Consider the following 21,738-nt stretch of genomic DNA (forward strand, 5'->3'; position numbering starts at 1 on the left):
TTGCTTTCAACGAAGCATTAAGGGTGATTCCTTAAAAAGAAGTGTGTGGCATTTGAATGGATGGCGTTAATGCAAGAAAACCTTCTCGATCAAATGCGGCGCGCGGTGGGCCAACTGACGCATATTCATACCGCGGGGCATGTTATCGGTGTCTCTGCCGGAACCGTGCATGCTGATTGCGCGACAGGTGAAACGCGCGTCGGTGATCGCGCCACGCTTTACACCTCTGGGCGCAAACGCATGGCAGAGGTCGTCAAGCTTGATCAGGCAGGCGCGCATTTGCTGGTCGATGGCACCACAGATGGTGTTTCGATCAATGATCCGGTGGTGTTTCGGCCTGCGCCCTCTTTTGCACCGCACACCGGTTGGATTGGGCGGGTGATTGACCCTGACGGCAAGCCGATGGATGGCAAACCTTTGCTGCCCGGTGCTGGGGCGTGCGAGATTGATACGCCGCCGCCATCTGCGCATGAACGGCGCGGGCTGGGGCCGCGACTGGAAACGGGTTTGGCAGTTCTGAATACCGTGCTGCCTTTGGTACGCGGCCAGCGTGTTGGGCTTTTTGCAGGCTCTGGCGTTGGGAAATCAACGCTTTTGGCGGATTTGGCGCGCGGGGTGCAGGCGGATGTCATCGTGATTGCGTTGGTCGGCGAACGGGGCCGCGAAGTCGGGCATTTCGTTCAGGATGTCCTGGGCGCGGAGGGGATGGCGCGGGCTGTTGTAGTGGCTGCGACATCGGACACCGGGCCGCAGGTGCGCAGGCGCTGTGCATTGTCGGCCATGGCGGTGGCGGAATCTTTTCGTGACGCAGGGCTGCATGTGCTGTTGTTGATCGATTCTGTGACACGTTTTTGCGAAGCACATCGCGAATTGGCGGTCGCCAGCGGCGAGAGCGCGAATTTGCGGGGATATCCGGCATCAACCGGGCCGGCAATTGCGCGGCTTTGCGAAAGGGCAGGGCCCGGTGTGGGTACTGCGGGGGATATCACGGCTGTGTTTTCAGTGCTCGTCGCGGGCTCTGACATGGAAGAGCCGGTCGCCGACATGCTGCGTGGCGTTTTGGACGGGCATATCGTACTGGATCGCGAAATCGCCGAACGGGGGCGGTTTCCAGCGATTGATGTGGTGCGATCCGTGTCACGGGCGTTGCCGGATGCGGCCAACGAGAAGGAAAACGAAATCATCGCTAAAGCAAGGGGCCTGATGGGAACCTACGCGCGCTCGGAAATGATGGTGCAGGCGGGCCTTTATGTGGCGGGGTCTGACCCGATGTTGGATGCAGCCATCAGTGCGGCGCCCGCCTTGGATGATTTCCTGACAATCAAGGATACGCGGGGGACGATGGCGCATTTTGCGAAACTGCGACAAGCGATTGCAAACTCGCCAATGCGACCGGATGGGGCAAGTCTTTAGGCAAATAAATTCGGGGTTGATTGCAAGAGAGTCAGTGCGGTTGACCCTGCAGAGCTTGCGGCGAGATCATCAGCCTCTGATCGGACGAGGAACAGACGGATCAGTTTTTCTTCCTGTTCCGGGGTCGCAATCTGAGCGATATCGTCCGTACCAAAGACCGCAACCGCGCGTTCTTGAAACACCTCGCGTTGCTTGTCGATATCAATACCGGCAAGGCCGCTAGGCAGGCCAAGGGCTGTTTGAAACACCTCTCGCAATGGGGCGTTACCCATGATGGAAAACCAGCGGCCCGTGTTTGTTTCATTACGATCAATAATATCTGCGACGCCTGAATTCACATTGCTGGCAAGGCGCAGATCGTTGTTCTGATCGCCGACCGCACGGGCAAATTGTTGGGTCTCAAACCGATCGATAATCTCGTTCGGAAGGCTGTTTAGCACTGTACGCGGTACGGGGCTGTTGCCAAAACCGAAAGCCTCGCTCAGGTCGGCATACCGGTTATCGGCCAAACGATTGGCAAGGGCGTCATCTGCCAGCGTGCCGTCTTCAAGCACCTTCTGGATAAAGGCACGGTTATCAATATCGTCATCCAACCCAAAGGCGCCAAGCGCGACAGTCAAAAGCTGCCGATCATTGACGAGGTCGCTGGCTGTCTGCACGTTACCAATGTTTTCGCGAAAATAGTCGGTGGCACGCTGCACAGGTGCGCTGTCGGCAAAGGCGGTCTGCTGCGCCTCTGCCGTGCGTTCAAGAAAGCGCCAACCAGTGAGGCCGGTAAAGGGAAGGACCGGTTGAAAGCTCATTGTGGTGCCGTCCCAAGCAAGCGCGCCTCGCGTGGCAGCAGATTGCGCAGCGCCTTGAGGGTGCGGTAGAAGTCCAGCCGACCGACTGCATCGGTCGCGCTGTCAAGGTGGGTGCGGCTGTCGTCATCGCGCAGCGCCTGACTTAGCTGTTCGATACCGCGCAGGATTTGATGTTTTGCGTCATCTTCTTCCACATCACCGGACAGGACCAGTTGCGCAATATAACAGACGCGGCGGACGGGTGTGTTCACCTCATCAGGGCGAATAGCGTCGCGCAGGCGCAGTATATTGGCGTTAGGTGTCAGGATCGACAGACGGCTGCGGCGGTCACCGTTTTCGATGACGGCACCGTTAACCAGAACCCGTTCTCTGGGGTTCAGTTTCAAGACAAGACCGGACATCAGGATGCCTCCTGCCCGTTCAGGCCCCTGAGTACGGCCATATTGATGTCAATCAGCGCACTGGGGTCTGCTTTGCCACGAATAACCTGCTGGCTGTGATGATCGGTAAACTCAGCGAGGTAGAAAATCTGCGCGCGCAGTTCCTTCGGCAGTGCGTTGCCCTTGTCAGCAACATCGACCGCCATTGTGGTCCACATCTGGCGATTGTCGTGGATCGCCGCCATCAGTTTTGGGAAATCAGGGGTGGGCATCTTGCTCAGCCGTTGCAGGCGCGAGGTAATCTGGGTGATCAGCTGCGCTTCAACCGAGCGGGTGGTGCGCACCGCGACCTGATTGGGGGCATAGGCTTGCTTTGCTTGTTCAATAACGTTCACGCGTGGTCCTTTCCGGCGCAGTGTAGAACGAGGCCCGATTTTATCGTGGCCAGGAAAGCGGTGGCGCCAAAGAAATGGCGCCACCGTCTATTTTAACGGAACAGAGACAAGATTGTCTGCGGCGCCTGGTTCGCAATCGACAGGGACTGTACGCCCAACTGCTGTTGCACCTGAAGCGCCTGCAAACGGGCTGACGTTTCTTCCAGATCGGCATCAACCAATGCGCCGATGCCGGACTTCAACGAATCTGTCAGGTTCGAGATAAATTCGGACTGGGTCTCAATCCGCCCTTGGCTGGAACCAAACTCTGCCGCGGCATCAATGGTTGTGTTGATGTAGGTTTCGATGTTTGCCAATGCAGCAACAACACCTTCGTCTGTCGTCACATCCAGTTTATCCAACCCGACAAGTCCACCGGTTGCTGTACCGCCAGCGGCACCATCATCGGCCAGTGCAAGCGCGGCACCATCATTGTCGATCTGCAAAATCCATGCGCCAGTGGTTTCATCCTGCGTCACATTGGTTGAGATGTTTTCGATCCCGGCACCGTCGATCACGGTCTTCAGACCACGGGCGACATCTTCAAAGGTTTCATTCGGACCAGCAACATAATCATAGTTTACGCCGCCAATGCTGGCACGATAACCGTCCCCTTCAGCAACACCAGCTGTTGTCGAAAATTCAATTTCTGACGCGCGGGCGTTGATCGTCTGGGTGTTTGTGGTCGCAGCCGCTGCTGTGACGCCATTCGCCTGCAGTGCGAAAGTCGCTGCGCCATTGCCGCTGGTATTCACGGCGATATCGTCAAACTTTGACGTGGAGCTGATGCTGATCACAGAGCCTGTCACGTCCGCTGAGATATCTTCAATGCCGGCAGCGTTGATCGCCGCTGTCAGGCCCGAGGCCAAAGCATCCGTCGTCGTTGTGGTCGTGGTAAAGCTGACAGTTTCACCAGCGATCTGGAAGTTGTATGTTTGGTTCGCAGCAACTGTCCCCGCAACGGTGGCTTCCAACACGTTAGCGCCGTTTGAGAATGCGTCGCCTGTACCATCCGCAGCAAGGTTACCGCCTGGGGTTGCTGTGATGTTGGCCCCCAAAGGCGCACCGGTTCCAAAGACACCGGCATCCGTGCTCAGGTCTTGTCGCGCGACCTCGATGTTGGCGGATGTGACAGTGCCATCGCTGGCCCGGTCAAGCGAGGACAGGATGTTCACACTATCCGTACCGGACAGCATGTTGAGGCCATTAAACTGTGCCGCACCGACGACAGATGCGATCTGATCAGAAATTGCTTCTACATCAGCCTGCAGCTTGGTCCGGTCTACGTTTTCGCCCTGCGACGCAACGATCTTTTCCTTCATATCGTTGAGCAGGTCCGTCACCGTCTCAGCACCGTTACGTGCCACAGCGACAGAGGATTCGCCCAAAGACAGGCTTTCAGAGATTGCTTTAAATCCTTTGACGTCGGATTCCATTACTTTGGAAATCGCCCAGACAGCCGAGTTGTCTTTGGCAGAAGCAACCTCTTTCCCGGTCGAGATCATCGACTGGGTTTGCGCTAGGTCAGAGTTGATGGATTTCAGTGTTTGCAGCGCAACCATTGCGCTGTTGTTCGTCAGAATGCTGGCCATGGTTCATGGTCCTTCATGTTTGGCGCTTTGCGCCGGGTTGGTTGGAAACCCGCAGATTTTCTGCGGCTTGAAGCGTCATTCTGACGAGAACCATCGAACACTTCTTGTCGATGCGCCGTTGTGATGGCGTTGACAGATAAACCAACCTAGGCTGAACAAGCTGTTAATCCGGTCAGCCCAAATACAGAGAATTTGACTGAAATCATGCCTTCTTTTCAACGCTGCGGTGATGATTCTGTACCAATTCCGCCCGGCCAGATGGATCATAGACGCGCAGCCCTTTTTGTACGTCACTTAAGGCTTCAAGCCGGTCGCCAGCCGCTGCGACACCTTTTATCGCAGCCGCGAGCAAAGATTGATTTTCGTCCATTTTTTGGCGCAGGGGGCGCAGCGTATATGTGTCAGGCTTTGATTTTGTGAGCTGGCCCAACAGATCTTCCTTACGTTGCAACAATGCGCCCAACGGCTCAAAATCAGCGGACATCAAAGCCTGCTTTTCCAAGTCGAGCACATCATGAAGTTGTGAAATCGCAGAATCAGGCAAGGGTGCGCACCTTCATCGCTTCAAAAAGTGCCTCTGCTAGGCCAATGCCACCTGCCTTTACCATTTCCTCGGCCTGGGCATCGCGCAGGAACGACGAAAAATGTTCCTCGCCTTCGCCACCACCAAATGCATCGCGCGGCGTACCAACCCCTGCTGACTTCAGCATTTCTGCCAAAAAAGTCGCTTCCATCTTTTGCGCGGCATCACGCAGTTTTGCATCTGCATGCATATAGTCAGGCAGGGCGGTCGTCGGCCGTGGCGGGGGCAGGTCATGGATCGTGGTCATCGGATTCTCCGGCTGTGATTTGTGCAGATTGACCGACAGTCCTAAACATTCAGTAAGTTTTTTGGATCAAGACTGGGCAATGAATTGACCCAATCGGAGAACCGATGATTCCCTTGATCCTTTCAGAACCGGCAGCGGGCAACGCAAAACCTGTTCCAAAAACAGATCGTGCAGCAGATGATTCATCGGCAGCGACCTTTGGTGATTTGATGGCTGACCCGGACGCTCCGATAGATGCTGCGCCGGCCCTTGAACAAAATCTGACAGATAACCTGCTGCCTGAAACTGACCCCGACATTGCGGAAACGGATCTGCCCCTCTCTGATCAACCGACGCCAGAGGATAAGGTGGCGGTGCCGCTTTTGGCAGACGCACCGCCACCAGCAAAACCTGTTGCAGATGCAACTGGCGCTTTGATCAAGGGCGACCAAATGCGCCCGCCGCCGCGTGCCGCGAATGTACCTGCTGATCCAGCTGCTCAGGACGGTGAAAAGGCAACCCTGCCGCGGCAGGCCGAAAAACCCGATATCCGCATGGCGGATGCCAAACCACAGCGCCCGTCGGTTGCGCAATCCGTGATGGAAGGGAAGTTGCCCCAGTTGCCCGCACAAGAGACGGTGCAAAAGGCAAATGTCACCGCAGTTGCCCCAGCCAAGCCTGAGGCAGATGTAGTGCCCCTTGTCACTACGCCACCACCCGGCAATAAGCCAGTTTTGGCGTCACCCAATAATGATCTGAAACCAAAATCAGTCAGTGGCTTAACGGCTGAGGAACGCGCGGACCCGCCTCGCGAAGACCCGCGGCGCGAGTCTGCGATTACCACCCTTGCAAAGCCGACAGCGCCACCACTTGCCCCAGCGCCACCGCCCGCTGTGGCGCTGGCCCAAGCTGCAGCACAACCGCTGCGGGAGGCGAATGAGAAAAATGCTAAACCCGCCGTTGGGGACCTGACGATCACATCTGCGCCGCTTGAGAGGCAAGCGCCACTCACCAGTTCGCCAACAACGGTGGCGGGCACGGCATCACCTGAAACGGCGCGTCAGGTCGCAACCCAAATCGCTATTGCGGTGTCTCATGGACCGGGTAAGACGACCGAAATTGCGCTGAACCCCGAAGAACTGGGGCGGGTTAGGCTGAGCTTGTCGGCGGTGGATGGTGCTATTTCGCTGAACATTTTGGCTGAACGGCCCGAAACAAGTGACCTGATACGCCGCCACATGGACCTTCTTTCGCAAGAATTCCGCCAGTTGGGGTATACCTCAATTTCATTCTCATTCGGGGACCAAAAGGATGAGGCCAATGCGCAAGGCACGCCATTGGACGAGACGGCTGAACCGGAGGTTCAGGAGATCGCCGAAACACCGCAAATCGTGTCAGAGCCGCCGACCTCTGGCCTAGATTTACGCATATAAGGAACGAAAATGGAAATCACACAATCCACCCAACAAGCCGGGACAACGGCGCTTGCGACCTCTGCAACATCGACGCAGATCAGTTCTGATTTCGAAGTATTCTTGCAGATGCTCACGGCACAAATGCAGTATCAAGATCCGCTCAATCCAATCGATTCAACCGACTATGCCACCCAACTTGCCACGTTTTCAGGTGTTGAACAGGCTGTATTGACCAATGATTTGCTGCAATCGCTGACCACGCAAATGAATACCGGTGGGCTGGTTGATATGGCGGCCCTTGTGGGAAAAGAAGTCCGTTCGACTGCGTCGGCCTATTTTGATGGGCAACCGCTGACATTGATGCCGACGCAAACCGTTGCGGCGGACACTGCCCAACTTGTTGTGCGCAATGAAACTGGCGCAGAAGTGCAGCGAACTGCAATTGCGACAGGGGCGCAGACACTGGAATGGGCCGGGGTTGGCACAGATGGCGCGCCGTTCCCTGTGGGTGTTTATCAATTCGAAATAGTGTCCATGTCAAATGGCGACATTATTGCAGAGACCCCGGTAGAAACCTACAGCACCGTCAATGAAGTACGGCTGGACGGTGGTAGTACAATTTTGGTGCTTGCGGGTGGCACGACCGTCGCCAGTGACGAGGTGACAGCGCTGCGGGAAGGTGGGGCCTGAACATATCGGGTTAGATCTGAGCCTCACGCATCGCCAATTGGGTTTGCGTTGTAAGCGAAAGGTCGCGATTGGTGATGCCTATCGTCGGTCCGAATGTTCTAAAACAATGTGCTGATCCAGACAGCACCACCCACCAACACACCGCCTAACGCCATCCAGGACAAGCGCGCAATGCGGCGCTGTGGTTTTGGTGGTGGTGGCGGATTGTTCAGACGGATCAGCGCATCTTCGGCCAGCCGTGGCAATTGTGGGCCAAAGCGGGCGAGGATCACTGCGGTCTTCTGCAAGTCACGCAGCAGCGCCTTTGGCCCAATGCTTTGTTTGATATAGTCTTCGACGACGGGTTTGGCGACCTGCCATATGTTCATATGCGGGTCCAGCGACCGGGCCACGCCTTCAACCACGACCATGGTGCGTTGCAGCAAGATCAGCTCGGTTCGCGTTTCCATCCCGAAACGTTCGGTTACTTCAAAGAGGTAACTCAGCAGGCGGGCCATCGAAATACGGCTGGCGTCCATGCCAAAGATCGGCTCACCCACAGCGCGCAGCGCACGGGCGAATTCGTCGACGTCTTGGTCGGCAGGCACATAGCCCGCCTCAAAGTGGACCTCAGCGACGCGTTGATAATCCTTGCGAATAAAGCCAAACAGGATCTCGGCATAGACCCGGCGGGTATATTCATCAATCCGGCCCATGATCCCGAAATCATAGGCTATGATATCACCATTGGAGGCGACCTTTAGGTTGCCTTGGTGCATATCCCCATGAAAATATCCATCGCGGAGCGCGTGGTTCAGGAACAATTGCAACACACGGGTCGCCAATTCACTGCGGTCAATGCCAGCGGCATCCAGCGCGTCATTGATCCCGATATTCGTCCCTTCGGCCCAATCCATCGTCATGACCCGCCGCCCAGACATATGCCACAGCACTTTGGGCACCTGAAAGCCTGCGTCATTTACCGTATTCGCGCCGTATTCCGCCGCCGCTGCACTTTCCAGCCGCAGGTCCAATTCGCCCATGACGACGCCTTCGAAATGGGTGATCACATCCATCGGGCGCAGACGGCGGGAGGAGGGGGAAAGCACCTCAATTGCGCGTGCGGCAAAGTAGAACGCATCAATATCGGTTCGAAACGCCCGCTCGATCCCCGGACGCAGAATTTTGACGGCAACCGCTTCGCCCGTGTCTGACAGATGCGCCTTGTGCACCTGCGCCAAAGACGCGGCCGCGACAGGCTCGGAAAAAGAGGAAAAAAGCTGATCGAAGGATGAACCAAGCTCTGTCTGGATCGCCCGCTTCGCCTCGGCCATGGAAAACGGCGGTAGTTTGTCCTGTAGCACCCGCAGTTGCACGGCCAGTTCATCGCCCACCACATCGGGCCGGGTCGAAAGCACCTGACCAAACTTGATATAGGCCGGGCCCAACGCGGTGAGCGCACGCACCGCGGGCGGCATCGTGACATCGCCCTTGTAGCCCAGCCATTGAAACGGCCAGACCAGCGCGCGGAAGGTGATGCGCAACAAAGGACCCGCGTCAAACGCATCCAACACGACCTTCATCGCGCCTGTACGCTCGAACGTGGCGCCTGTACGGATCAGGCGGATGATATTGTGCGGGCCGCGCATGTTTACAGCTTCCAGCCTGAATGCAATGCGGCCACACCCATCGTCAGGTTCCGATACTTGGCGTTGCCGAAACCTGCATTGCGGAGCATCCCAAGAAAGGTCTCTTGATCAGGAAATTTGCGAATCGATTCGACCAGATATTGATAGCTGTCACGGTCCCCTGCAATTACCTGCCCCATGCGCGGGATGACGTTGAAAGAATAAGCGTCATAGGCGGCTTGCATCATTGGGTTCGGCAATTGGCTGAATTCTAGCACCATCAAGCGGCCACCGGGTTTGAGCACGCGGTAGGCTTCGGTCAAGGCGTCCTGCGGGCGGGTCACATTCCGGATGCCAAAGCTGATTGTATAGACGTCAAAGCTATTGGCCTCGAATGGCAGCGCCATTGCGTCGCCCACAACCCAATCAAGGCTGTCTGACATCCGTTCGGCCTCGGCCCGTTTACGGCCTTCGACCAGCATTGGTTCGGTCAGGTCCAACACTGTCGCATGACCGTGTCCCGCACGTTTGAGAAACCGGAAAGAAATATCACCGGTCCCACCTGCTACATCCAGCAACCGCTGACCAGGGCGGGGGGCAAGCCAATCCATCATCGCGTCTTTCCAGATCCGGTGCACACCGCCCGACATCACATCGTTCATGATGTCGTATTTGCTGGCGACCGATGAAAACACCCCTTGCACCCGGCCTGCCTTTTCATCCTCGCGGACGGTTTCAAACCCGAAATGGGTGGTGGGATCGGATTTGTTGGTCATGTCATGCTTTCGCCTGAATACTGTCCTGATTGGGGTTATACCCAAGCGGCAGGATAGACAAACTGTCAATGTGCCACGGAGGGCCGAATGAACGCACAAGCGATTGAGGCTTTCAGCTTTTCACAAATCTACAGCAGCCTTGCGTGGACGTTTGGCCCGATGGTCTTGGCGGCTGTTGTCCTGTTGATCCTTCGCCTGCGTAATGGGCCGCCCTACCGTAAAAACCCTCCCAGCGCGGGCGTCCAAAAGACGCTGATCGCACGCCTTGATGGCGGTATGCCGCTGGATTTGAGCCTGATCGCCGGGGCTGGTCGCAACGGCCAAGCGCCGCAAACGTTCCAAGACACTTACTTGCGCCCCACGATCGGTGTCAGGCTGATCATGTTTGGTTTTCCGGTACTCCTATATTTCATTTTGCAGAGCCTTGAGGCGGTCCAGGGAACCCACCCGGACGGCACAAATTGGAACTACGTGTTTTCGGCGGTCCTTTTGGTGCTGATGGTGCATAATATCATCTACTTTAGCATCTATGAGCTGCGCTATGATGATACACGCATCGTCCACCGCACATGGTATTATCAGCGGCTTGAAATGCCACTGTCGCAGTTGCTCAGCATTCGTGATGACGGCATGTATTTCTATATTCTACATAGCGATAACGGCAGAAAGGCCTATATCCCTAAACATCTGATCGGCATTGAGGATTTTGTGCGTGTCGTGAGGGCCGCGATTGCAAGGAATGATCCCTATTAATGCCCGAACTCCCCGAAGTTGAAACTGTTAAAGCCGGCATCGCCCCCGTGATGGAGGGGCATGTGATTGCGCAGGCCGATGTGAACCGCCCTGACCTGCGCTGGCCATTCCCCGACCGGATGGCAGAGCGGTTGACGGGCAAACGCGTGCTGGGTTTACGTCGCCGGTCAAAATACATTCTTGTTGACCTTGATAGTGACGAGACCCTGTTGATCCATCTGGGCATGTCGGGCCGCATGTTGATTTCAGGGCATACGGTGGGCGAATTTCATCACCCCCATCCTGTGCCTGCGAAACACGATCATGTGGTTTTTCACATGGACGATGGCGCCCGCATCACGTTCAACGATGCGCGGCGGTTCGGCGCGATGGATTTGATGCAGACCGCCGCGCAGGACGATCACTGGCTCATCCGCGATCTGGGGCCAGAGCCGTTGGGCAATGCGTTCAATGAAACCTACCTTATTGAGCGACTTAAGGGGCGCAACACTCCGATCAAATCCGCTTTGTTGGATCAGCGGATCGTGTCGGGCCTTGGCAATATATATGTGTGCGAAGTGCTGTTCCGCGCAGGCATTCATCCGGCGCGCAAAGCGGGGCGGATCAGTGCGGTACGTGCCGCCAGCCTTGTGCCACTTATCCGCGATGTTCTGTCCGAAGCAATCGCCGCAGGCGGGTCGTCTTTGCGTGATTACCGACAATCAGATGGCGAATTGGGTTATTTTCAGCATGTTTTTCAGGTCTACGACCGCGAGGGCGATCCTTGCGTAACCCCCGGATGCGACAGAACAATCAGCCGAATCGTTCAGTCGGGACGCTCATCTTTCTTTTGTCCGCAATGCCAAAGATAACTTGATCCGCCCGCCCGCTTTGCTAACCCTTGGGGTCATACCGGCGGCAACAGGGACGGCAGCATGGCCTTTGAAACGATCATCGTGGATATCAGCGACAATGTCGCGATCATCAAGCTGAACCGACCGGACGCGATGAACGCGCTGAATAGCAAACTGCTGGGCGAACTTTGCACAGCGCTGGAAGAGGCAGACGCCAGTGACAAAGTGCGCTGCATTATCATTACCGGTTCCGACAAAGCGTTCGCCGCTGGTGCGGATATCTCGGAAATGGCCAATAAGTCGTTTGTTGAGATGTATACCCAGCGGTTCTTTGAAAACGAAACCGACCGTTTTAATCGCACACGCAAACCAATTATCGCCGCCGTTGCCGGCTATGCGCTGGGTGGCGGATGCGAGCTGGCGATGATGTGCGATTTCATCATCGCTGCTGAGAACGCAAAGTTCGGCCAGCCTGAGATTAACCTTGGCGTTATCGCCGGGCTTGGCGGGACGCAGCGCCTGACGCGGTTTGTTGGCAAGGCAAAGTCGATGGATATGCACCTGACGGGGCGCTTTATGGATGCTGCGGAGGCAGAAAGCAGCGGGTTGGTCAGCCGTGTTGTGCCTGCAAAGAAGTTGATCAGCGAAGCAAAAGCCGCCGCAGAAAAGATCAGCGAAAAATCCCTGATTGCAACCATGGCGGCCAAGGACGCCGTTGACCGGGCCTATGAGACAACCCTCGCTGAGGGGCTGAATTATGAACGCCGCCTTTTCCATTCGCTTTTTTCGACCGAAGACCAAAGCGAAGGCATGTCGGCCTTTACCGAAAAACGCGAAGCGCAGTTTCGGGACAAGTAACCTGCATTAGGGCTTTCCTTTAAACCAAAACTATTCTAAGGGCTGCGGCAGACATGCGCGTGAGGCCCGCTTTGGCCAGATCATCCGGTTCGAAAACCCGGGGCTTGGGCTTATTGCGCTGACCATTTTTAATTTGGCCCATCTCAGGCCCAGACGTAGGAAACGAACACATGGCAAACTCACCACAGGCAAAAAAACGCGCCCGTCAGAACGCAGCGCGCTTTGCAGTCAACAAAATGCGCCGCTCGCGTATCCGCACCTATCTGCGTACCGTAGAAGAGGCGATTGCCTCTGGCGATCAGAAAGCTGCAGCTGAAGCATTGAAAGCCGCACAACCTGAATTGATGCGCGGCGTGACCAAAGGTGTCATGCACAAGAACACAGCAGCGCGCAAAATGTCGCGCCTGTCTTCGCGGGTTAAAGCGATCGGCTGATTCTGCCCAAATCGGCGGAAAACCAGAAATTCAAGCGCGCCCAAACAGGGCGCGCTTTTTTTGTCCGACTGTGTTCTGGCCGCGCAGAAAGCCAGACTTTTCAAAGGGCACATAGATTCTTTTTCGCCAATCGCTGAGTCAAGTACGATGTTGTGTTGAAGCGGCCCCAAACCCCTTGCTACGTTGCCCATGCGATTCACATCGTTCCGGGGGGACATGAGGGGGTTTGCGCTTAATACGGTCAGGAAATGCCTTGTTTGGCATATTCCTTTCACGACCGAAGACGCTGCAAACTTTACGTAATGGTGGGATAGGACCAGCAGCAAAAGCTGCGGAGACTAACCCGTTTGTGTCTGCGCCAAAACCAAGGTCTGCTCCTTGGTGGTGGATGCTGCTTGTGGCCCTTTTGCTGCCGATTTGCGTTGATTGCATCTTTTGGATGCGTGTTGGTGCTGCGGTCTATGGTTATTGGGAAAAGGCAACCCGTTCAGGTTGGGCAACCTGAACGCGCTGACTTTTGTACCGGTGCGTGTGTCGTCTGCATCCGTTGGGTGCTTGTATGGTTAAATGGCAAAGTTTGGGGCAAGGGGACAAAATGACGAACGATATCTGGGCAAAGGTGTTGAATACGCTGAAGGGCGCATTGGGCGCGAATAGTTATTCCAGCTGGATTGAACCCCTTGAATTCACCCAACTGTCCGATGGCGTTGCAATCTTTGACGTGCCGACCAATTTTATCGGTAACTATGTGTCCCAAAATTTTGGCGACCAGATTATTTATCACATGAACAACGCTGGCGAAGACGTGCAACGCCTGCAATTCCGTGTCCCGAGCCAAAGCCGGCCTACGACGAAGCCCAAGTCGATCAAGAAGGCAAATGAATCTGAAGCGGCGTCTGGCGCGCCGCTCGACAATCGCTTTACCTTCGATACCTTCGTTGTCGGCAAACCGAATGAATTGGCTCATGCCGCTGCGCGCCGTGTTGCCGAAGGTGGTCCTGTTACCTTTAACCCCCTCTTTCTTTATGGTGGCGTTGGCCTTGGTAAAACCCACCTGATGCACGCCATAGCGCATGAGTTGAAAGAACGCTCACCTGAACTGAACGTGCTGTATCTATCGGCCGAGCAATTCATGTACCGTTTCATCACTGCCCTGCGAGAACGCAAGATGATGGACTTCAAACAATTGTTCCGCTCGGTCGATGTTCTCATGGTTGACGACGTACAATTCATTGGTGGCAAAGACAGCACGCAAGAAGAATTCTTTCACACATTCAACGCCTTGGTGGATGGTCAGAAGCAAATCATCATCTCTGCTGATCGCGCACCGGGTGAGATCAAGGATTTGGAAGAGCGCATTAAATCCCGTCTGCAATGCGGTCTTGTCGTTGATCTGCACCCAACGGACTATGAATTGCGCCTCGGCATTCTGCAATCCAAGGTCGATGTCTATTCCGCCCAATATCCAGAACTTGAGATCGCTGATGGTGTGCTGGAATTCCTTGCACATCGTATCTCGACCAACGTCCGCGTACTTGAAGGTGCCTTGACGCGTCTGTTCGCCTTCGCATCGCTTGTTGGCCGCGAAATCACGTTGGAACTGACACAGGATTGCTTGTCTGATGTGCTGAAAGCCTCTGATCGCAAGGTCACGGTCGAAGAAATCCAGCGCAAAGTATCCGAACACTACAATATTCGCCTGTCCGACATGATCGGCCCGAAACGTGTGCGTAACTATGCCCGCCCCCGCCAGATCGCGATGTATCTGGCCAAACAAATGACCAGCCGGTCCTTGCCAGAGATCGGGCGCCGCTTTGGCGGTCGCGACCACACGACGGTGATGCATGGGGTGAAACGGATCGAAGAGCTGATGGCCCTGGATAGCCAGATCGCCGATGATCTGGAACTCTTGCGCCGCGCTTTGCAGGAATAAACGTGCACCCCGCTTGACGCGGGCAAACCCATCGTAAACAGTCCAACAAAACGCTTGAGAGTGACGCGAAATAGGATACATTTCGCGTCCCGGCAGCGTCCGGTATCAAGATATGCGGAGATTGGGACATGAAATTCAGCATCGAACGTGCGGTACTTTTGAAGGCGGTGGCACAAGCCCAATCCGTGGTCGAGCGGCGCAACACGATCCCGATATTGGCGAATGTTCTGATCGAAGCCGAAGGTGACGATGTGCAGTTCCGCGCGACCGATCTGGATATCGAAGTGGTGGACCGCGCGCCAGCCAAGGTGGAGCGGGCAGGGGCCACGACAGTGGCCGCCGTGACGCTGAACGAGATTGTGCGTAAATTGCCTGATGGGGCCTTGGTCACATTGACTGAAGACGGCGCATCGGGCAGGTTGACGATTGAAGCGGGGCGCTCGAACTTCTCGCTCGCGACCTTGCCGAAAGAGGATTTCCCAGTCATGGCGTCCTCTGAATACGCCGCCAATTTCTCGGCCCCCGCACCGGTGCTGCGCCGCCTGTTCGACAAATCCAAATTTGCAATTTCGACCGAAGAAACAAGGTATTACCTCAACGGTGTCTATATGCACGTGTCTGACAGCGATGGCGGTAAAGTGCTGCGGTGTGTGGCCACCGATGGCCACCGTCTGGCCCGCATTGATGCCGATCTGCCCGATGGTGCGGCCGACATGGCAGGCGTGATCGTACCCCGCAAAACAGTGGGCGAATTGCGCAAGCTGTTGGATGACGACGATATGCAAATCGCTGTCTCGGTCTCGGAAACCAAGATCCGTTTCGCGACCCCGGATATTACACTAACATCCAAGGTCATCGACGGCACATTCCCCGACTACACCCGCGTCATCCCGCAAGGAAACACCCGCAAGCTGGAAGTGGACGCCAGCGAATTTGCCAAAGCAGTTGACCGTGTGGCGACGGTTTCGTCTGAACGGTCGCGCGCGGTGAAACTGGCGCTGGATGAAGACAAATTGGTCTTGTCGGTCAACGCGCCGGACAGCGGTGCCGCGGAAGAAGAGCTTGCCGTGGCATACGGCGACGAGCGGTTAGAGATTGGGTTCAACGCCAAATACCTGTTGGAGATCGCAAGCCAGGTGGATCGCGAGAATGCGGTGTTTATGTTCAACTCCGCAGGCGACCCGACCTTGATGCGCGAAGGCAACGACACTTCTGCGGTCTATGTCGTTATGCCGATGCGCGTGTGACGGCCCCCAAAATTTCCAAAAATTTTGGAGGCAGGATTTTCCAAAATCCTGACAGCCAGCCATGACGACGCTTGCGCTAAAAGAGCTGACGCTCTCGCATTTTCGATCGCATAAACGCGCAGACCTCACGCTGGACGCGCGCCCGCTCGCGATCTACGGCCCCAATGGCGCGGGCAAAACCAACATTATTGAAGCCGTCTCGTTGCTATCGCCCGGCCGCGGCCTGCGCCGTGCAGGCGCCGATGACCTGACGCGCAGGCCAGAAGCGCTAGGCTGGAAAATCACAAGCGTCCTGCAATCGCTGCATCAAACCCATGAAATCGAAACATGGGCCGAGGCGGGCAATGCCCGTCAGTTGCGTATTGACGCGAAAGCCGCGCCCCAGACAGCATTAGGGCGCATTGCGCGTATCCTATGGCTGGTTCCGTCCATGGACCGGCTTTGGATAGAGGGAGCCGAAGGGCGCAGGCGCTTCCTTGACCGCGCGACGCTCAGCTTTGAACCCACCCACGCAGAGGCAGTGCTGACCTACGAAAAGGCGATGCGTGAACGCAACCGGTTGCTCAAAGACATGGTGCGCGACCCGCACTGGTACACGGCAATCGAGAGCCAGATGGCCGAGGCCGGAGTCGCCATCCAAAAGAACCGGCACCGCGCGATTGAAGAACTGACCGCGGCGCAAGAGGCCGCAACGACAGCCTTTCCGACCGCGACTTTGGCGCTGACATCAGCCGAACCCATTCCCGATGACCTGCAAACTGCCCTCGCCGACAACCGCAACCGCGACATGGCCGCAGGTCGCACGCTGGTTGGACCACATCGCGCTGACCTAGACGCGGTTTTTGCCGACAAGGGCGTGGCGGCCAAAGACTGTTCCACTGGCGAACAAAAGGCCCTGCTGATCAGCTTGATCCTGGCCAACGGTCGTGCATTGGCCCGCGATTTCGGCGCCCCGCCGATCCTGCTGCTGGATGAGGTCGCGGCCCACCTTGACGCCACCCGCCGCGCGGCGCTCTATGACGAGATATGCAGCCTTGGCGCGCAAGCCTTTATGACCGGCACGGGGGCAGAGCTGTTTGCAGAACTGGGCGACCGCGCGCAATATGCCGAAGTCACAGAAACAGACGGGCAATCCACTGTCGCACAGAAAGGATCACTATGACGCCGCAACGTGTGACACTGATCACTCTGGGTGTTGCCGATCTGGAACGCTCCAAGGCGTTCTATGGTGCGCTGGGCTGGACGCCAACACGTGAAGTTGCGGGCGAGGTCGTCTTTTACCAGATCAACGGGATGGCGCTGGGTTTCTTCGGCCTTGACGCTCTTGCGAAAGACCAAGGGCGGCCAGACGCCAAACTGGGAACAGGGGGCATGACGCTGGCGCAAAACTTCACAACCGATGCAGAGGTCGATGCGGCCTATGCACTGGCTCTTGAGGTTGGGGCAATTGCGCTAAAGGCGCCTGAAAAGGTCTTCTGGGGCGGATACTCTGGCTATTACGCCGACCCGGACGGGCATGTGTGGGAAGTCGCGCAAAACCCGTTTTGGGAGTTAAGCGCGGACGGCAGTTTGACCTTACCAGCGTCATGACAATAACAGCCTACGACATGCTGCTTTATGCCGGCGCTCTGGTCATCTTGTTCATGACGCCCGGCCCTGTTTGGGTCGCGCTGCTGGCGCGGTCGCTGTCCGGCGGGTTTCAGGCCGCCTGGCCGTTGGCAATTGGCGTAGCCATTGGCGATATCCTTTGGCCGCTGGTGGCGGTTCTTGGCGTCGCCTGGCTGGTGTCTGAGGTCGAGGGGTTCATGATCATTCTCAAATACGTGGCGGTCCTTGTCTTCATGCTGATGGGGGCTGCTCTGATCCGCAACGCAGATCATGCGCTGGACGCCAACAGCAGACTGACACGGCCCGGCATGTGGGCGGGCTTTGTCGCGGGCGTCGCTGTCATCGTGGGCAACCCCAAGGCCGCACTTTTCTACATGGGTATCCTGCCCGGTTTCTTCGATCTCAGCGCGGTAACAGCGCTGGATATGGTGGCAATCTGCACGCTGAGTTTTGTAGTGCCGCTGATAGGCAACCTGATCCTCGCGGCCTCTGTCGACCAGGTGCGCGGTGTGCTGAAATCATCCGCAGCGGTGCGCCGGATGAATATTATCGCAGGCTGTCTTTTGATCGGTGTTGGCATCGTGATCGGGCTAACGTAAGCCCCTGCCAAAAAACACAAAATCTTGTGCCATTTGCGTGACAAACCCACGCAAAACGCATATATTTTGGGGATAAGAATACAGGATTACCTTCATGGCCGAAGACAACAAGAATCAAGAAGACTATGGCGCAGATTCTATCAAAGTTCTCAAAGGCTTAGAGGCGGTTCGCAAGCGACCCGGCATGTATATCGGTGACACCGATGATGGGTCTGGTCTGCACCATATGGTTTATGAGGTCGTGGACAACGGTATTGATGAGGCTTTGGCCGGTCACGCCGACCATGTTTATGTGAAAATCAACCCCGATGGGTCGGTCACGGTGGGCGACAACGGGCGCGGTATTCCCGTTGGTATCCACGAGGAAGAGGGCGTATCGGCGGCCGAGGTCATCATGACACAGCTGCACGCGGGCGGTAAATTCGACAGTAACTCTTACAAGGTGTCCGGCGGTCTGCACGGTGTGGGCGTGTCTGTGGTGAACGCGCTGTCTGATTTTCTGGAACTACGCATCTGGCGCGACGACAAAGAACACTACGCCCGGTTTGAAGGTGGCTTTACGACGGAACACTTGCGCGTTGAAGGCCCCGCAAACGGGCGCAAAGGGACCGAGGTGACATTCCTTGCCTCAACCGATACGTTCAGCAACCGTGATTTCGAGTTCAGTACGCTGGAAAAGCGCCTGCGCGAACTGGCCTTCCTGAACTCTGGCGTGCGCATCATTTTGGAAGACTTGCGCCCGGCGGAACCGCTGAAAGCTGACCTGTTCTACGAAGGCGGCGTGAAGGAATTTGTCAAATACCTCGACCGGTCCAAGACCCCGCTAATGGACACGCCGATTTACGTCGCAGGCGAACGCGACGACATCGGCGTCGAGGTCGCGATGTGGTGGAACGACAGCTACAACGAAATGGTGCTGCCCTTCACCAACAACATCCCGCAGCGCGATGGCGGCACACACCTTGCCGGTTTCCGCGGTGCGCTGACCCGCGCGATTGCGAAGTATGCGACCGAGACGGGGATTTCGAAGAAAGAGAAAGTCTCGTTGACTGGCGATGACGCGCGTGAAGGTCTGACCTGCGTGTTGTCCGTCAAAGTGCCTGATCCGAAATTCTCGAGCCAAACGAAAGACAAGCTGGTGAGTTCCGAGGTCCGCCCCGCGGTCGAAAACCTGATGGGTGAAAAGCTGAACGAATGGTTCGAAGAAAACCCGCAGATCGCCAAGGCGATCATTTCCAAGATTGTTGAAGCGGCCGCCGCGCGTGAAGCCGCGCGCAAGGCGCGTGAAATCCGGCGCAAGTCGGCGATGGATGTGAACTTCAACGCGTCCAAGCTGAAAGACTGCTCTGAAAAAGACCCATCAAAGACCGAAGTGTTCCTCGTGGAGGGTGATTCAGCAGGTGGGTCCGCCCAAACTGGCCGCGACCGTGGCACGCAGGCGATCTTGCCGTTGAAAGGTAAAATTCTGAACGTCGAACGCGCGCGATTTGACCGGATGCTCTCCAGTCAGGAAATCGGCAACCTTGTCATGGCCTTGGGTACTGGCATTGGCCGCGATGAATTCAACATCGACAAGCTGCGGTATCATAAGGTCATCATCATGACTGACGCGGATGTCGACGGCGCGCACATTCGGACGCTGCTGTTGACCTTTTTCTTCCGCCAGATGCCGGAACTTATCGAAGGTGGTTACCTCTACATCGCACAACCGCCGCTTTACAAAGTGGCGCGCGGCAAGTCCGAGGTTTACCTCAAGGACCAGCCTGCGATGGATGAATACCTGATCGAACAGGGCATTGATGGCGCGATGCTGCGGCAAGGTAATGGTGAGGAAATCGCAGGCGCCGACCTGCGACGTGTGGTGGACGAGGCGCGTCAGCTGAAACGCGTATTGGAAGCCTTCCCAACGCATTACCCCCGCCATATCCTTGAACAGGCAGCTATTGCAGGGGCCTTTGTACCCGGTGTTGTTGATAATGACCTGCAAGGCACCGCAGATCGCGTTGCTCAGCGGTTGGACCTGATTGCGCTTGAATGGGAACGCGGCTGGCAAGGCCGTATTACCCAAGACAAAGGCATGCGTCTGGCCCGTATCCTGCGCGGCGTCGAAGAAGTGCGCACGCTTGACGGCCCTATGCTGCGCGGTGGCGAAGCAAGGCGCACCGGAACGTTTACGCAAAGCCTGCAAGAGGTCTACAACCTGCCTGCCACCTTGGTACGCAAAGACCGTAGCCAAGTCATTCACGGGCCATTGGACCTGCTGAAAGCCATCCTTGAAGAGGGCGAGAAGGGTCTGTCTCTACAACGTTACAAGGGCTTGGGCGAAATGAACCCAGATCAGTTGTGGGAAACCACGCTGGATCCTGATGCGCGCACGCTATTGCAAGTGAAGGTCGAAGACGTGGCTGAGGCCGACGATCTCTTTACCAAGCTGATGGGTGACGTGGTTGAACCGCGGCGGGAATTTATCCAGAACAATGCGCTGAATGTAGAAAATCTCGATTTCTGATCAGCGTCGGGTCAACTTAAACACAAATGGCGCCACCGCAATCACCAAGGTGATCCGGATGATATGCATCACAGAGACATAGGTGACATCCTGTCCCATCGCCAAGGTTAGCAGTGACATTTCGGTCAACCCGCCCGGCGAAAACGCAAGGAAGGCCTGCGCCAAGGGGATGCCGCTGATCATCACGATCAACTCGGCAAAGCCCACGGCGGCGATCAGCATCAGGAGTGATGCGATGGCCGAAAGGCCGATGTCTTTCCTGATTTCGGCCAATGTCGCGCCGATAAACCGCGTGCCGATGACCGTTCCGATTGTGATCTGTGCTGCGATCACGAAAATGGTCGGCGGTGCAACTGTGACCCAACCCGCGATATGGGCAATCCCACTTAGGATCATGGGGCCAAAGACCGGCGCGGCCGGCAGGCCCAACCATTGGCCCAGCAATGCACCCACCACTGCACAAAACCCAAGGATTGCATAGTCCAGCGGTGTGATCTGATAAAGGCCGATCCATTGAACCGCGCCGCGACTGCCGCTGGAAACGCCCAGAATCAGACCAAAAAACAAGGCCACAAAAATGATGATGATCAGCACGCGCGCAGCATGCGCCAAGGCGATGCGCCGCTCGTCCCCGCCTGCTTCGGCACCCAGAATCAGCATTTCGTTCAATCCACCGGGCATTGCAGAATAAAACGCAGTTACCGGGTCATATCGCCCGATGCGTCGGTAAACCGTATAGGAAATACCCGCCGCACAGGCCAGAAACACAGGCAAGACCAAAAGGGTCAGCACCCAAGTGCCCAACAGACCGAAAAGGTCTGCCGTGACGCCAGACCCCAGCATCACCCCAATCACCGGGATTACAAAGGGGCGCAGCCGATCCGGCCCGGCAATCGGTGCGCGCAGCATGGCCGCCACCGTGTTGGCAATCATCGGCCCCAGCATCCACGGCAGCGGTAAACCCGCAAAATAAGCCACCAACCCACCTGCCACACCTATTGCGAGTGCAATGAACTGCGGCAAGAGGGGGTGTGGTGCGTTCATC

Annotated in this window: 22 protein-coding genes; 13 read left to right on the top strand and 9 right to left on the bottom strand. The window is 56.4% G+C overall.

Annotated elements, in window-relative coordinates:
* The first annotated feature begins 69 nt into the window (after window positions 1-69).
* Window positions 70-1,413 (top strand): FliI/YscN family ATPase, encoded by a 1,344-nt coding sequence (locus BC777_RS12165; RefSeq protein ID WP_100368447.1) that lies wholly within the window; start codon window positions 70-72, stop codon window positions 1,411-1,413.
* Here the strand turns inward: BC777_RS12165 and BC777_RS12170 are convergent.
* The 6 genes from BC777_RS12170 to BC777_RS12195 form a co-directional block, all read right to left on the bottom strand.
* A complete protein-coding gene (locus tag BC777_RS12170; protein WP_100368448.1) occupies window positions 1,410-2,216 on the bottom strand; it encodes a DUF1217 domain-containing protein in 807 nt (268 codons plus the stop codon). The two genes, BC777_RS12165 and BC777_RS12170, sit on opposite strands and share 4 nt — an antisense overlap.
* Window positions 2,213-2,617 carry a flagellar biosynthesis repressor FlbT gene (gene flbT, locus BC777_RS12175; protein ID WP_100368449.1) on the bottom strand — a complete coding sequence of 135 codons (405 nt, stop codon included), beginning with the start codon at window positions 2,615-2,617 and terminating at the stop codon, window positions 2,213-2,215. The genes BC777_RS12170 and flbT overlap by 4 nt, the downstream gene beginning before the upstream one ends.
* Window positions 2,617-2,991, bottom strand: coding sequence for a flagellar biosynthesis regulator FlaF (gene flaF / locus BC777_RS12180; RefSeq protein ID WP_245834336.1), 375 nt, complete (start codon window positions 2,989-2,991; stop codon window positions 2,617-2,619). The genes flbT and flaF overlap by 1 nt, the downstream gene beginning before the upstream one ends.
* A gap of 92 nt (window positions 2,992-3,083) precedes the next feature.
* Complete coding sequence (locus BC777_RS12185; RefSeq protein ID WP_100368450.1) at window positions 3,084-4,622, bottom strand: flagellin N-terminal helical domain-containing protein; 1,539 nt, start codon at window positions 4,620-4,622, stop codon at window positions 3,084-3,086.
* 202 nt (window positions 4,623-4,824) lie between these two features.
* A complete protein-coding gene (locus BC777_RS12190; RefSeq protein ID WP_100368451.1) occupies window positions 4,825-5,166 on the bottom strand; it encodes a flagellar protein FlgN in 342 nt (113 codons plus the stop codon).
* Window positions 5,159-5,452, bottom strand: a complete 294-nt coding sequence (locus BC777_RS12195) for a rod-binding protein (protein ID WP_100368452.1) — start codon at window positions 5,450-5,452, stop codon at window positions 5,159-5,161. The genes BC777_RS12190 and BC777_RS12195 overlap by 8 nt, the downstream gene beginning before the upstream one ends.
* Window positions 5,453-5,556: 104 nt before the next feature.
* Between BC777_RS12195 and BC777_RS12200 the strand changes: the two genes are divergently transcribed.
* Window positions 5,557-6,864, top strand: a complete 1,308-nt coding sequence (locus BC777_RS12200) for a flagellar hook-length control protein FliK (protein ID WP_100368453.1) — start codon at window positions 5,557-5,559, stop codon at window positions 6,862-6,864.
* 9 nt (window positions 6,865-6,873) lie between these two features.
* Window positions 6,874-7,536, top strand: coding sequence for a flagellar hook capping FlgD N-terminal domain-containing protein (locus BC777_RS12205; RefSeq protein WP_100368454.1), 663 nt, complete (start codon window positions 6,874-6,876; stop codon window positions 7,534-7,536).
* Between the two features lie 98 nt (window positions 7,537-7,634).
* On the opposite strand, the gene ubiB is transcribed toward BC777_RS12205, so the two are convergent.
* Window positions 7,635-9,164 carry a 2-polyprenylphenol 6-hydroxylase gene (gene ubiB / locus BC777_RS12210; RefSeq protein WP_100368455.1) on the bottom strand — a complete coding sequence of 510 codons (1,530 nt, stop codon included), beginning with the start codon at window positions 9,162-9,164 and terminating at the stop codon, window positions 7,635-7,637.
* Window positions 9,165-9,166: 2 nt separating this feature from the next.
* A complete protein-coding gene (gene ubiE, locus BC777_RS12215; protein WP_100368456.1) occupies window positions 9,167-9,919 on the bottom strand; it encodes a bifunctional demethylmenaquinone methyltransferase/2-methoxy-6-polyprenyl-1,4-benzoquinol methylase UbiE in 753 nt (250 codons plus the stop codon).
* 87 nt (window positions 9,920-10,006) lie between these two features.
* Here ubiE and BC777_RS12220 point away from each other — a divergent pair, with 87 nt between their 5' ends.
* The 10 genes from BC777_RS12220 (at window position 10,007) to gyrB (ending at window position 20,693) form a co-directional block, all read left to right on the top strand.
* Window positions 10,007-10,672, top strand: a complete 666-nt coding sequence (locus BC777_RS12220; RefSeq protein ID WP_100368457.1) for a hypothetical protein — start codon at window positions 10,007-10,009, stop codon at window positions 10,670-10,672.
* The gene (gene mutM / locus BC777_RS12225; RefSeq protein ID WP_100368458.1) at window positions 10,672-11,523 is read left to right on the top strand and encodes a bifunctional DNA-formamidopyrimidine glycosylase/DNA-(apurinic or apyrimidinic site) lyase; all 852 of its coding nucleotides are present in this window, start codon (window positions 10,672-10,674) and stop codon (window positions 11,521-11,523) included. The genes BC777_RS12220 and mutM overlap by 1 nt, the downstream gene beginning before the upstream one ends.
* 63 nt (window positions 11,524-11,586) lie before the next feature.
* Window positions 11,587-12,363 carry an enoyl-CoA hydratase gene (locus BC777_RS12230; RefSeq protein ID WP_100368459.1) on the top strand — a complete coding sequence of 259 codons (777 nt, stop codon included), beginning with the start codon at window positions 11,587-11,589 and terminating at the stop codon, window positions 12,361-12,363.
* A 170-nt stretch (window positions 12,364-12,533) separates the two neighbouring features.
* A complete protein-coding gene (gene rpsT, locus BC777_RS12235; RefSeq protein ID WP_100368460.1) occupies window positions 12,534-12,797 on the top strand; it encodes a 30S ribosomal protein S20 in 264 nt (87 codons plus the stop codon).
* A gap of 595 nt (window positions 12,798-13,392) precedes the next feature.
* Window positions 13,393-14,730, top strand: a complete 1,338-nt coding sequence (gene dnaA, locus BC777_RS12240) for a chromosomal replication initiator protein DnaA (RefSeq protein WP_100368461.1) — start codon at window positions 13,393-13,395, stop codon at window positions 14,728-14,730.
* Between the two features lie 128 nt (window positions 14,731-14,858).
* Complete coding sequence (dnaN, locus tag BC777_RS12245) at window positions 14,859-15,977, top strand: DNA polymerase III subunit beta (RefSeq protein WP_100368462.1); 1,119 nt, start codon at window positions 14,859-14,861, stop codon at window positions 15,975-15,977.
* Window positions 15,978-16,038: 61 nt separating this feature from the next.
* Window positions 16,039-17,139: a DNA replication/repair protein RecF gene (gene recF / locus BC777_RS12250; protein ID WP_100368463.1), complete on the top strand. Its 1,101-nt coding sequence runs from the start codon at window positions 16,039-16,041 to the stop codon at window positions 17,137-17,139.
* Complete coding sequence (locus tag BC777_RS12255) at window positions 17,136-17,567, top strand: VOC family protein (protein ID WP_100368464.1); 432 nt, start codon at window positions 17,136-17,138, stop codon at window positions 17,565-17,567. The genes recF and BC777_RS12255 overlap by 4 nt, the downstream gene beginning before the upstream one ends.
* A complete protein-coding gene (locus BC777_RS12260; protein ID WP_100368465.1) occupies window positions 17,564-18,184 on the top strand; it encodes a LysE family translocator in 621 nt (206 codons plus the stop codon). The genes BC777_RS12255 and BC777_RS12260 overlap by 4 nt, the downstream gene beginning before the upstream one ends.
* A gap of 94 nt (window positions 18,185-18,278) precedes the next feature.
* Window positions 18,279-20,693 (top strand): DNA topoisomerase (ATP-hydrolyzing) subunit B, encoded by a 2,415-nt coding sequence (gene gyrB, locus BC777_RS12265; RefSeq protein WP_100368466.1) that lies wholly within the window; start codon window positions 18,279-18,281, stop codon window positions 20,691-20,693.
* Here gyrB and BC777_RS12270 read toward each other — a convergent pair whose 3' ends face one another.
* Complete coding sequence (locus BC777_RS12270) at window positions 20,694-21,737, bottom strand: AbrB family protein (RefSeq protein ID WP_100368467.1); 1,044 nt, start codon at window positions 21,735-21,737, stop codon at window positions 20,694-20,696.
* Window position 21,738: the final 1 nt, after the last annotated feature.

Source organism: Yoonia maricola (assembly GCF_002797915.1).
GTDB lineage: Bacteria > Pseudomonadota > Alphaproteobacteria > Rhodobacterales > Rhodobacteraceae > Yoonia > Yoonia maricola.

Excerpts from the sequence above, each read along its gene's own strand:
- BC777_RS12165 (WP_100368447.1), top strand. The coding sequence starts at position 70 with ATGCAAGAAAACCTTCTCGATCAAATGCGGCGCGCGGTGGGCCAACTG.
- BC777_RS12170 (WP_100368448.1), bottom strand. The coding sequence starts at position 2,216 with ATGAGCTTTCAACCGGTCCTTCCCTTTACCGGCCTCACTGGTTGGCGC.
- flbT (WP_100368449.1), bottom strand. The coding sequence starts at position 2,617 with ATGTCCGGTCTTGTCTTGAAACTGAACCCCAGAGAACGGGTTCTGGTT.
- BC777_RS12185 (WP_100368450.1), bottom strand. The coding sequence starts at position 4,622 with ATGGCCAGCATTCTGACGAACAACAGCGCAATGGTTGCGCTGCAAACA.
- BC777_RS12195 (WP_100368452.1), bottom strand. The coding sequence starts at position 5,452 with ATGACCACGATCCATGACCTGCCCCCGCCACGGCCGACGACCGCCCTG.
- BC777_RS12200 (WP_100368453.1), top strand. The coding sequence starts at position 5,557 with ATGATTCCCTTGATCCTTTCAGAACCGGCAGCGGGCAACGCAAAACCT.
- BC777_RS12205 (WP_100368454.1), top strand. The coding sequence starts at position 6,874 with ATGGAAATCACACAATCCACCCAACAAGCCGGGACAACGGCGCTTGCG.
- ubiB (WP_100368455.1), bottom strand. The coding sequence starts at position 9,164 with ATGCGCGGCCCGCACAATATCATCCGCCTGATCCGTACAGGCGCCACG.
- ubiE (WP_100368456.1), bottom strand. The coding sequence starts at position 9,919 with ATGACCAACAAATCCGATCCCACCACCCATTTCGGGTTTGAAACCGTC.
- BC777_RS12220 (WP_100368457.1), top strand. The coding sequence starts at position 10,007 with ATGAACGCACAAGCGATTGAGGCTTTCAGCTTTTCACAAATCTACAGC.
- mutM (WP_100368458.1), top strand. The coding sequence starts at position 10,672 with ATGCCCGAACTCCCCGAAGTTGAAACTGTTAAAGCCGGCATCGCCCCC.
- BC777_RS12230 (WP_100368459.1), top strand. The coding sequence starts at position 11,587 with ATGGCCTTTGAAACGATCATCGTGGATATCAGCGACAATGTCGCGATC.
- rpsT (WP_100368460.1), top strand. The coding sequence starts at position 12,534 with ATGGCAAACTCACCACAGGCAAAAAAACGCGCCCGTCAGAACGCAGCG.
- dnaA (WP_100368461.1), top strand. The coding sequence starts at position 13,393 with ATGACGAACGATATCTGGGCAAAGGTGTTGAATACGCTGAAGGGCGCA.
- dnaN (WP_100368462.1), top strand. The coding sequence starts at position 14,859 with ATGAAATTCAGCATCGAACGTGCGGTACTTTTGAAGGCGGTGGCACAA.
- recF (WP_100368463.1), top strand. The coding sequence starts at position 16,039 with ATGACGACGCTTGCGCTAAAAGAGCTGACGCTCTCGCATTTTCGATCG.
- BC777_RS12255 (WP_100368464.1), top strand. The coding sequence starts at position 17,136 with ATGACGCCGCAACGTGTGACACTGATCACTCTGGGTGTTGCCGATCTG.
- BC777_RS12260 (WP_100368465.1), top strand. The coding sequence starts at position 17,564 with ATGACAATAACAGCCTACGACATGCTGCTTTATGCCGGCGCTCTGGTC.
- gyrB (WP_100368466.1), top strand. The coding sequence starts at position 18,279 with ATGGCCGAAGACAACAAGAATCAAGAAGACTATGGCGCAGATTCTATC.
- BC777_RS12270 (WP_100368467.1), bottom strand. The coding sequence starts at position 21,737 with ATGAACGCACCACACCCCCTCTTGCCGCAGTTCATTGCACTCGCAATA.